A 10,771-nucleotide genomic window follows, 5' to 3' on the forward strand; every position below is an offset into this window, starting at 1 on the left:
GGTCAAAGGGCGGACACGCGGGCAGCGAGGGCAGGGTGAAGCGTAGGCAGAAGGCTGAGGGAAAGGGGACAGATGGTAAGAGTTCTGGCGCACCCGATCCGAAGGATGAAACAGTAAAAGCCGGGCCTGATGCGGCGAACGCAGAGAAGTGTAAGCCCAAGAAGCCGGTTTCCAGAAAGCCAAATCCGAAGCGTGAAGGACCCAGTTATAAAACCGGAAAAACTCCGGAGTCGCCGGGAGGTGAGAGACGCCATCATCAGACGCGGTGAGTTTGCGGCTGATTGCGTCTACAAGGGCGGGTGCTGAATAAATGTTGTGCCGGAGGTGTTCGAATTGTCTGCACTTATTATTCGGACTGCAGAATGACGAACCGGACCGGCGCTGCAAGGGTGAAGCGGGCACCCGCTCTGTCCACCGTGCGCGCGGCCAGCGTTGTCTCTGCGAGCCTGGCGGGCAGAGCCTCAGCAAACTTGAGGCCGAGCACAGCACGTCTGTCGACCTCGGGCAGAGTCAAGCCCGTCGATGCCCGCGTTATGGCATCCGCCCATTCCTCTTGATTGAGGTCGTCCTTCAGCCGGATCCAGTGGGCGTGGGCGCGCCTGTGAGGCGACACGGCAGGCGACAGCGTGGCGGCGAGCGTGGCGTTGGCGCGGTGGCCGGCCCAGGTCCACCACCGGACGTCCCCATCGTGGCGGCGTGCGATGACGGTTCCGCCGGGGTGCACCGTATCCAGGTGCGTCTCCCTGACCTGAGAGAGGCGTGCCGATGCCCGCCCGGTGAGGCGCACGGGTGGCTCCTCGCCGAGAAGTACGTCGCGCGCGGCGCGGGTCAGCTCGAAGGAGAGGATGCGCTCGGCGCCGAAGCCGCTCCAACGGGCCCGCCCTCCCTCGTCGGCCGGGGTGACGAAGCAGCGGCGCCGGCTGAAGTCGATGTGGGTGACCTGCCAGCTGCGTCCGGCAAGCAAGAGCCTGCGGGGACCCTGGACCTCCTCGGTCAACAGGTCGGGGTCGGTGCGGCCGATCTCGTTGCGCCCGTTGAGGACGGTGAACTCGGGTGGGGCGGTGAAGACTGCCGTCAGGTTCATGAAGTGACGGTGTCCGTAGCGGTGCTCTGCTTCCGGGCCGATGAAAAGCAGGCCGGAATCCTGGTACAGGTAGCCCTGTTCGACCAGATGCCGTACCACAGGGGCGGCTCCGGGACCGAAGGGGCCGATACCGCCCCACCACTCCTGCCACAGGTTCTCACCGACCTGGTGTTCCTGCAGGCACAGGGCCAGCAGTTGCTGGGCGACGAGATGACGGGGCTCGGGCGGCGGGGTGACGGGCTCCACCCAGTTGCGTGACCACTGCAGCAGCAGGGCCGCCGAGGCGAGGAGCCCTTCCTCGTCCAGCGCGAGGAAGAGGCAGTTGCGGCTGCTGCCGGTGCGGCGCCCGGTACGCCCCAGCCGCTGGAGGAAAGCGGCGACAGTGCGGGGGGCGTCGAGCTGGATGACCCGGTCCAGGTCGCCCACGTCGATGCCGAGCTCCAGCGTGCTGGTCGAGACGATCACACAGTCCCGCGCTTCGGCGAACGCCGCTTCGGCCCGTCTGCGTTCGGCCACCGAGAGCGAGGCGTGGGAGAGGAAGGTCATGACGCCGCGCAGGCGCAACTGCTCGCCCAGTTCCTCCACGGTGCGCCGACTCTCGCAGAAGACGAGGCGCTTCTCGCCGCGGTGGAGCGCGGCGATGACGATGGCGGCGTTGGCGACGGACCCGACGTAGTCAAGTTCGATCTCTCCGGCCGGTTGCTTGTTCTCCGCCGAGGACTGCTGTGGCCGGGAGTCGGGGGCGATGACCCGGCCGGGACGTCGGCCGTGTCCGGAGCCCTGGAGCCAGTCCAACAGCTCGGCGGGGTTGCCGATGGTCGCGGACAGACCGACGCGCTGGAGCGGACGCCCGGCGATACGGGCCAGGCGTTCGAGTACGGCGAGCAGGTGCCAGCCGCGGTCGTCACCGGCGAAGGCGTGTACCTCGTCGATGACGACCGAATGCAGGCCGCTGAAGAAGGAGCGGTGGTCCACATGCGTGCTGACCAGCATCGACTCCAGGGACTCGGGCGTGGTCAGCAGGACGTCGGGACGCTCGACGAGCAGTCGTCGGCGGCGTGAGGTGGTGACGTCGCCGTGCCACAGGCCCGTACTGCGGCCCAGCCAGCCCGTGTACGTCTCCAGGCGTGGGTGCAGGTTGTTGAGGAGAGCCTTGAGCGGACACACGTACAGCACGCTGGTGCCCTTCCAGCCGCGCCGGTTCATCCGGGTCAGCAGCGGGAAGACGGCCGCCTCGGTCTTGCCGCCCGCGGTGGGAGCCAGCAGTACGGCGTCCTCACCGCCGAGGAGCGGGGCTACGGCCTCCGCTTGGAGAGGGCGCAGTGCATGCCAGCCGAGGGCGTTGACGATGTGGTGGCCGAGGACGGGGTCGAGGAGGTCGAAGGCGTCGGGAGTGTGTCCGTTGGTGTGCTGACCGGACGCCCGGTGGCTCACATCAGGTCCAGGGGAACGTCCGCCGCACCGCTGGCTGCGTTGCGCTCGGTGTCGCTGAGTTCGGTTGAGCGCAGGGTGAGGGAGTAGTGCTTGCGAGGGTCGAAGTCCTCGAACTCGTCGACGCGGTCCAGGACGTCTGCGACCAGCTTGCGCAGATACAGGCGTGGTGCGATGCCGACCTTGCCGCCGAGCGCGCCGGTGACGGCGTGGGCCAGCTCGTCGAGGTAGGCGTCGTCCGCGCGTGCTGCCAGCCGCTCCGGCTGACGGGCGTCGGCCGCGTAGATGTCCCGCACCTTGCGCCCCAGATCGCCGAGAGAGGCGCGGTCGAAGCCGGGCAGCCGTAGCTGCACCGCCCGCGGGGAGTCGAAGCGCGGGTCGGTGGTGAAGTCGGTGGCGAGCCGCTGGGCGAGGGGCGCGAGGCGCTGGACGCCCTGCTGACCGTCGTAGAAGGCGGGGGTGCCGGTGATGACGAGGAACAGGCCGGGGAAGCGCCCGGTGTCGATCTCGTCGAGGAGCTGGCGCAGTGCGTTCAGGGACTTTTCGCGGACGTCACCGCGCACCCGTTGCAGGGTCTCCACCTCGTCGAGGACGAGCAACAGCCCGGGGTGCCCGCAGTCCCGCAATACGGTGAGCAGCCCTTGGAGGAAGCCGAGGGCGGCGAAGTGGTCGAGGTCGCCGCGGATACCGGCGGCACGCTTCGCGGCAGCAGCCACCGACTTCTGCCCGCCGAGCCAGGCGATCAGCGCTTCGGCGAGCGCGCCGTCCCCGGCTGCCACAGCCCGCCGGTAGCCGCGCAGGGCTGCCGAGAATGCGGGTGTGGTGCGGGCGACGCCGGTCAGCCGCTGTTCCAGGAGTACGTCGACTGCGGCGGCCAGCGCTTCCTCGTCGTCGTCCGCTACGTCGCCCCCGGCCAGCGCTTCTTCCTCCAGGGCGTAGAACCAGGAGTCCACGACGGCACGCAGTGCGGACGGCTGGTGGGTGGCGGTGGTGAGCCGTTCGGTGAGCCTGCGGTAGACGGTCTCCAGCCGGTGCAGCGGGGTCTCGGTCTCGGAGATCTGGACCTCGCTGACGGCGAGCCCGCGCCGTTTTGCCCGCTCGGCGAGCCATCGGGCGAAGAAGGTCTTGCCGGAGCCGTATTCGCCGCGCAGGGCGTGGAAGGCGGCCCCGCCACGGGCGACGGTGGTCAGGTCGTCGTCGAGTGCGCTTTCGAAGCGCTCCAAGCCGACGGCGAACAGGCCGAGCCCCGCCTGCGGAACGGTGCCGCGCCGCAGTGCGTCGACGACGTCGCGGCGGCGCGCGGCGCTGATGTCGGGGGCGGGGCGGGTCATGCGGTGCCTTTCGCGGTCGGAAACTGCTGGTCGAGAAGGGCGCGGTCGAGCTGCACGGTGCGACCGGACTCGACCAGCTGAAGCACGGGGTAGCCGTCGATGTTGAGCAGTCGCTCCAGCATCGTGGCGAAGCGTGCGGGGTTGCGCTGCGACTTGCCGGTGGCGGCCTGGGCGGCTGCGGCGACCGCTCCGGGCGACAGTTTCCCGCCTGCCGCGTCCAGGGCGTCGAGTGCGGCTTCCACCGCTTTGTCGGTCGGTGCGGCACGGAGGAACTCGCGCTGGCTCCGGTACGCGGCGCTGCGCACGGTCCGCTGTCCAAGGGTGAGCCGGTCGGACACCTTGGAGCGACGGAGCGGCTTGGCCTCGGGCGTGGGCCCGGCGAGGTCGGCGGACGGTTGTGGCGTCTGTCGGGGCGCGGCCCCGGATTCGGCCGCGGTGCCGGACTGCTTCCACCAGGCGGGCTCGGCCGACTCGGGAGGCAGCAGGCTCCAGCCCGACGGCACGGCTCCCTCGGACGGTACGAGAGTGATCACGGGGACGGTGACCTCGGCGAGTGAGGCGCCGCCGTGGTACCCGGCCTGCCTGGCGGTGTAGCGCAGGTCGTCACGCCAGGCGGCGGTGATGCGCCGCCCGTCCGTCAGCACGCGCGGGCCGGACAGGGCGACCTCCCCGTCACCGGGATCTCCGGTGCGCCAGCGGGCGCCGCGCACTCCGGTGACCTCGGCAGGGTGGTGCCCGCGCTCGGTGCGGTCGATGACGTGGCCGTGGTCGGAGAGGAGCACGACCGGACGGCCGTAGTCACGGGCGGCATTGAGCAGATCGGGCAGTTTCCCGAGGTCGGCAAGGCCCCAGTGGCCACTGGTTCCTTCCCGGCCGTCGGCCAGAGCGTCGTCGATGGTGTTCACGACGACGGCGACGATGTCGTCGGAGGCGAGGGCCTGGATGACCTCGGGGGCGAGCCGGTGACCGGGCGGGCCCTCGTACCCACCCTTGTGGAAGAGGTGCGCGTCGCGGTGCCGCTTGCGCCAGAAGGAGGTGAAGCCGGTGCGTTCGGCACTCTGGCCGCCCTCGGAGGGCTTACCGCTCAGTAGTGAGGCGCGGCTGACCCGGGTGACCGAGGGCAACATGGACACCGCTGCCTGCCGGAACGGGAGGATGCCCTTCGCGGCGGGCACGATCTCAGTCCATGCCCTTCCGTCCAGTTCCCCCGCGATCCGGACGGCGACGTCCGCACTCATTCCGTCCAGGACGAGGATCAGGGGACGGCCGCCGCCCTGCGCGAGCGGGGCCGCCGTCCGGGCGAGGACGTCCTCGATGAGCAGCGCACCGCCGTTTGCCTGCTGGCAGGCGGTCTCCGACCAGGAGGCGAGAAGGTCGGCGAACCGGGCGTCGAGAGAGGCGCGGCGCTTCCGTGCCGCCTCTATCAGCCGCCGGTACGCTTCGCCGACGGCGGCGTCACGGGACGAGTCACCCTCCGCGAGCACACCGATGGCAAGGTCGGCCCAGCCCGAGGAAGCCAGGTGGTCCTGCACAGCATGGCCCACGGTCGCCTGATGCGCCGGATCGGTGGCAAGCCAGCGCATCAGGCGGACCGCGGTACGGGCGGTCTCGGTGGAGTCGGCGTAGAGCGCGGCGAGCTGGTGTGCCTCCAGATCGCGCAGGGCGGACTCGGCAAGCGCCGTCGCGCCCTCGCCACGGCTGCTGAGACAGTTGGCCAGGGTGCGTAGCCGTCCCAGGTAGCCCGATGGCAGCAGACGGTCTCCGCGGACAAGATCGGTGAGGCGTGCGTCGGCGGCGAGCCGGTCGGCGCGCTCCAGGACTGCCACCACGTTGGAGCGGGCGGTGCCGACCGGGGCGGTGGTGCCCTCCGCCTGTGCGATCCAGCGAGTGAGGACTCCCGTGGCGGCCCCGGCGAAGGGACGCAGCGTTTCGAAGGAAGCGAGGGCTGGACCGAACAGAGTGCCCAGTGCGAACCCCGCGGCCTCCGCCGACCGCGAGCTCAGGGCGGCGGAGGCGAGCACACCGAGCGGCAGAGCATCACCGCCGCGGCCCTCGGCGGCAAGTGTGAGCAGCGTGGTGGCGGCGGGACCGACGGTCCGGGCCAGCCACGTCTCCAGACCGTGCTGCTCGTCCTTGGACAGGGCGGCATAGAGCGAGGGCCCGGCCAAGGTGCGGGTCCAGACGAACAGTGCGTCGGCGTCCAGGTCAAAGGTCTCGGACTCGGGGTCACCGAGCCCGAGGCGTGCACCGAGCAGCGCGCGCACGGCCCGGTCGCGGGTCAGAACTGTTCCGATGCGCGGCCAGCCGTTGAGGGGCTCGGCTTGGAGCAGCGCGTCTAGCAGCCAGTGCTCGCCGAGCATCCGCGGATCCAGGTCGGCGGCTCCGAAGAGCTGGGCGACGATCTCGGCGCGGTCGACGGGCAGCGGATGCCTGCGCACCGCATGGGCACGCAGGTCCAGACCGAGCTGGTCGGGCGGGACGGTACCGGTGACGACGAGGACGCTGTAGTCCTCCCCCGTACCGTCCGTGAGGTGGCGGTGCCATGCTTCGGTGGCCCCGAGCGGGGACTGCTGGTCGGTGACGACGACGCGGCGCTGCTCACCACCGACGTCGATGGTGAACTCGGTGTCCGGCTCCTCCGGATTCCATACCGCGTCGACCAGGACGAGCCGGCTGTCGGGCGTGTTCTTCAGCTCGGTCTTGAGCAGCACTTCGATGGCACGGCGACCGGCGACGGGCCGGGTGGCCGTCACCGGCTCTCACCGTCCGGCTCCGCTCGCCAGTAGATCTCCACCGGGGTGTCCGGGTGCAGCGCGCGGAAGGCTTCGATCTCGTCGCGTACGGCGGTGAGGTCGGCGTGGAGTGCCGCGGGACCGGCGGCGATGACCCGGCGGGCGGCCCGCAACGGACCGGACCCTCCCGCAGAGGTACCTGCGTCCTCGGGGTCGTCCCAGGACAGCGGCTCTTGCTCGCCTTGCCCGGATTGCGCCGTGCCGGTGCCTGAGGAGACGGGCGGGGTCCCGTGCTCGGACAGCGGAACCTGCTCGGGGTCCGTCACCGGGTCCGCACCGTCGGAGGGCCCGGGATCATCGATGGGAGCGGGCCGCTCCAGCCGCAGGGCGGCGTCCAGCAGGGCGTGCCCGGTCTCGCGTACCTCACCAAGCAGGGGGATCAGGGACCGCTCGCGCTCGGGAGCGCGAGCGGCCTCGGTGATCCGCTCCATGAGCCGTTGCGCCCGGTCGCCAATGCTGTCGTCGCGGCCGGTGAGCCCGTGCACGCTGGACAACAGCCGCCAGTTGGTGCCGTCCAGGGCCGCCAGCACCGCGGCGGCACTGTCCATGGCGTGGGACAGCTCCCGCGCGGGCGTCTCGTACGAGACGGCGGCCAGCTCGCACACCAGGCCGGTGGCGTCGTCGGTGTGGCGCACGAGGCGGGCCAGCAGGGAGGCGGCTTCACGCAGGACGCGGCTGCGCTCGGCCGTGCCTTCCCCGTCGAGCCCGAGCAGCGTGGCATGCCGCTTGAGCACGGTGCGCACGTCGCCGACGCTCTTCTCGTACGCGGTCGCCTTGGCGAGGACGTCGGAGGCGAGCCGGTTGACGTTGCGCGCGAAGAGCCCGGGCTTGGCGGTGACACCGAACAGCCGCCCGGCACGGTCCCGGGCGGCGGCGTATTCCTGCTCGGTGGGCAACTGCTGGGCGCGGAGCTTCCAGCCCAGGCCGATCTCGGCCAGCGGGGGAGGGGTGGTCTCTGTGCCGGAGTACAGCACCCAGGATCGGTCGTCGAACAGGGCGTAGGCGGCGATGAGCAGGCTGGAGACCTGCTTGTCCAGGCCGCGGAGACCGAGGTCGTCCCGGATCCAGTTGCGGATGTCCTCCACCGCGAGTTCGCCGTGCTCCCCGTGGGCGGAGGCGGCCTGGTTGATCCGCGCGCGCAGCTGGTCACCGCGTACGACGAGCGGGCCGTCGTGGACGGTGCCGATCTCCAGCGCTTCGACGACGCGCTTGACGGTCCGCAGCTCCTTCTGCTCGACCTCGACCCGGCCGCCCTCGTCCATGGCGCGGGTGAGCCACCGCAGGGCCGTGGTGAGTTCGGCCGTGGTGACGGCCCGGGGTGTGCTGCCCGGACCCGGCCCGAAGTCGGGATGCTTGTCGTAGACGGACGAGAACAGCGTATCGGCGAGCTGCGTCACTGCCTGGTCGAACGGCTTGCTGCCTTCCGGCTGCGGGCGCGGGAACTCGGGCTGGAGGGACAGCACGTGCCGCCCGTCGGGCACCTCGGCGCCCCGCGTGTCCTCCTTGGCCTCGGCGAGCCCGTACACCTCGCGCAACGAGTCGACCAGTGTGCGGGTGAGGTTGTCACGGGCGTGCTCCAGGCTGCGGCGGGCCTTGAGGCGGTCGTCCGGCGGGAAGTTGCGGGTGTAGTCGGAGAGCCGGTCGCGTTCCAGCAGGAAGTTGATGCGCATCAGGCGGCCGAGCTGTGCCTTGCGCTGCTCGGAGAAGTGGTCGCACAGCCAGACCAGCACAGGGGCACCCGGATGTGCCTTGCGCAGGTCGGTGACGCGTCGGTAGGCGTCGTCGGGGGAGCGTCCCACCGCCTCGTCGTAGGGGCAGTCGAGGATGATCCGCATGTTGCCCGCGGTGGCCGGTTCGAAGGCCTCGTCCGCGACACTTCGGGGATCCCGGACCGTACCGAACACGAACTCCACCGTGCGCTCCGAACCGCGCCACACGATCTTCTTCTCGTCGAAGAGCTGGCCCTGCCTCCCGGTGAGGCCCAGCTCCTCCCAGAGCCGCTCGTGCAGCCAGGTGCGCCGCACACCGCCTTTGTCCTCGCCGACGACGGCGTTGAGGATCGGCTCGATGTCCAGGTCGGACAGGTGCAGCGAGAAGACCGGGTCGTCCTTGCCCTCGGAGCGCAGTTCGCTCGGGAACTCTCCCTGCAGGGCCTGCAACCGCTCGATGACCTTGTCGCGTACGGGTACGGCCCGCGAGCGCACCGAGCCGTGGTTGAGGGCGGCGAGCCGGCCGGCGGTCAGGCGGCGCAGCGCGGGAACGTCGGGTGCGACAGCGGCGAGCAGCAGCGTCTTGACGAAGCGCTCGTCGGCGATCAGCTCGGGATGGTCGGGACGTCCGTACCGGTCCAGCAGGAAGCGGCGGGCCTTGGCAAGGAAGCGGCGTGCCGTCTCCGACTCCTGCTGGAGCTTCGCGGTGAACGCGGTGCTGGTGCTGTCGACGAGGACGTCCCACAGGTCACCGAGGGGAATCAGCCGCCCGACCTCGGCGTCGGCGTTCCGCTCCAACAGCTGCTGGACCAGCTTCAGACCGGTGCGTTCCCGCTGCAGCGCGCCGGACAGGGCTACGAGCACATTCAGCAGAGCGGGGGAGAGCGGGTAGACGGCCCGGAAGTCGTCCCAGTCGGCACCGGTCGCGCCCTCGCCGTCGAGGAGTACGTCCTTGACGAGCTGGCCCGCCTTGTCGACCCCGGCGAACGCGGCGTCCAGCGTCCGCTCCTGCCCCGGAAGCGGCCTGAGGACCCGCTCCCTGATGATTTCGGGAAGGTTGCGGTCCTCCAGATCGATGACGGTGACGCGCTCCTTGAGGTACTCCAGGGCCTGCTGGAGGTTCTCCACGTCCGAGCCGAGGATGTCGGATCCCATGAGCTGGGAGAGATCGCGCTGGCGGGAGATGAAGGAGATGATCGGCACCGGCCGGTCGGGATTGCTGGACTCGATCAGCTTGACGAGTTTCTGGATCTCGTCGTTGATGAAGGTCCGGTCGGACATCCTGGCCTGCAACCACAGCACCAGCTCGTCCAGGAAGAGCACCACGCCGTCGTAGCCGAGCAGCCGGGCGTGCTTGCTGATCTCGCTGAGCCCGTCGTCCAGCGTCACATACGCGGTCGCGTCACCACTGACGGTGTCCGCGTAATGCTTGTTCGGCCCGTTAAACAGGGCGGTCAGAAGCTGGTCGCGCTGCGGGTCGCCTGCGGGCGCCCGGAAAGCCGCGTCGAGAGCCGCGCCGGTCCAGCCGACGGCAGGGGCGGCGCTGATGGGCTGGAGCTCATCGTCCTCATCGTCCTCCTGGACCTCAGCGGGGGCCTGAGGGGCGACGGGCGCGGGCAGCAGCCCGATGAACGCCTCGTCGCCGATCTTCGCGCGCAGTTCACGTGCGTCAGCCAGCAGCGAGTCGGCGCGGAACACCAGCGGCGTGGGCGCGTCGGGCCGCTCGCGGCGAACGGTCCTCACATAGCCGCCGAACAGTGCCGACTCCAGGCTGGCGGCACCGACCAGGTGGTACGGCACCATCAGGAACTTCTTGCCGGGCAGCCAGTCGGCGTGCTCGGTGACGACCTCGCGCAGCCGTTCCTTGCCCTCGACGGCCGGGTCCCCGTTGAGTACGGCGTGCAGCACGGTCAGGAAGTGGCTCTTACCGGCGCCGAAGGAACCGTGCAGGTAAGCGGCCTGCGAGGCGTTTTTGCGCAGGGCGCTGCCAATCACCTTCAGGGCTTTGCGGAACTCGCCCTGGAGCTGCGACGTGACGACGTACTCGCCGATCGACCCGGCCGCCTCGCCGGTGAACCCCTCGGACAGGGCGATCTTGAAGTCGCCGGAGAGAAGATCCTCCTTGATGTCGAGGACATCCCTCAGTACGACCCCGCTGCCTCTGGCCATCAGCCGCTCCGCTCCCCACAGCCTCGTCAACGCCCGGCTGCCGCGGCCGGGCTCCCGGCGGGCTCCCGGGCCCGCGGACACCTCGTTTGTCTGTCCTGCCCAGGGTACGGGTGCCGGTGGGGCGGGGTGGGAAGATCGGCGTCAGAGCGAAGACCCCGGGCCACTCGCGCGCAGCACTGCCCAGACGGTCTTGCCGGGAGCGCCTGTGCGGGGCGTCACACCCCAGGTCTCGGCGAGCGCGCCGACGATCAGCAG

General features: G+C 70.3%; 5 protein-coding genes. 1 reads left to right on the forward strand and 4 read right to left on the reverse strand.

All coding sequences use genetic code 11. The annotated features are described in order from the left end of the window. A partial coding sequence (locus tag AB8Z36_RS15350; RefSeq protein ID WP_369213853.1) for a hypothetical protein occupies nt 1-269 on the forward strand: 269 nt, incomplete at its 5' end. Nucleotides 270-346: 77 nt separating this feature from the next. Here AB8Z36_RS15350 and AB8Z36_RS15355 read toward each other — a convergent pair. The 4 genes from AB8Z36_RS15355 to AB8Z36_RS15370 are packed head-to-tail and all read right to left on the reverse strand — an operon-like array spanning nt 347 to nt 10,516. Further along, on the reverse strand, nt 347-2,518 hold the full coding sequence (locus AB8Z36_RS15355) for a DEAD/DEAH box helicase (protein ID WP_369213854.1): 2,172 nt from the start codon (nt 2,516-2,518) through the stop codon (nt 347-349). Beyond that, nucleotides 2,515-3,846 carry a BREX system ATP-binding protein BrxD gene (gene brxD / locus AB8Z36_RS15360; RefSeq protein WP_369213855.1) on the reverse strand — a complete coding sequence of 444 codons (1,332 nt, stop codon included), beginning with the start codon at nt 3,844-3,846 and terminating at the stop codon, nt 2,515-2,517. Before brxD ends, AB8Z36_RS15355 begins: the two co-directional genes overlap by 4 nt. Further along, a complete protein-coding gene (gene pglZ, locus AB8Z36_RS15365; protein ID WP_369213856.1) occupies nt 3,843-6,599 on the reverse strand; it encodes a BREX-2 system phosphatase PglZ in 2,757 nt (918 codons plus the stop codon). The genes brxD and pglZ overlap by 4 nt, the downstream gene beginning before the upstream one ends. Further along, entirely contained in the window at nt 6,596-10,516 is a 3,921-nt protein-coding gene (locus AB8Z36_RS15370) for a hypothetical protein (protein ID WP_369213857.1), read from the reverse strand. The genes pglZ and AB8Z36_RS15370 overlap by 4 nt, the downstream gene beginning before the upstream one ends. Nucleotides 10,517-10,771: the final 255 nt, after the last annotated feature.

The organism is Streptomyces flavofungini (genome assembly GCF_041028215.1).
Classification (GTDB): domain Bacteria; phylum Actinomycetota; class Actinomycetes; order Streptomycetales; family Streptomycetaceae; genus Streptomyces; species Streptomyces flavofungini_B.

Coding starts and splice junctions, on each gene's coding strand:
- brxD (WP_369213855.1), bottom strand. CDS start 3,846: ATGACCCGCCCCGCCCCCGACATCAGCGCCGCGCGCCGCCGCGACGTC.
- AB8Z36_RS15370 (WP_369213857.1), bottom strand. CDS start 10,516: ATGGCCAGAGGCAGCGGGGTCGTACTGAGGGATGTCCTCGACATCAAG.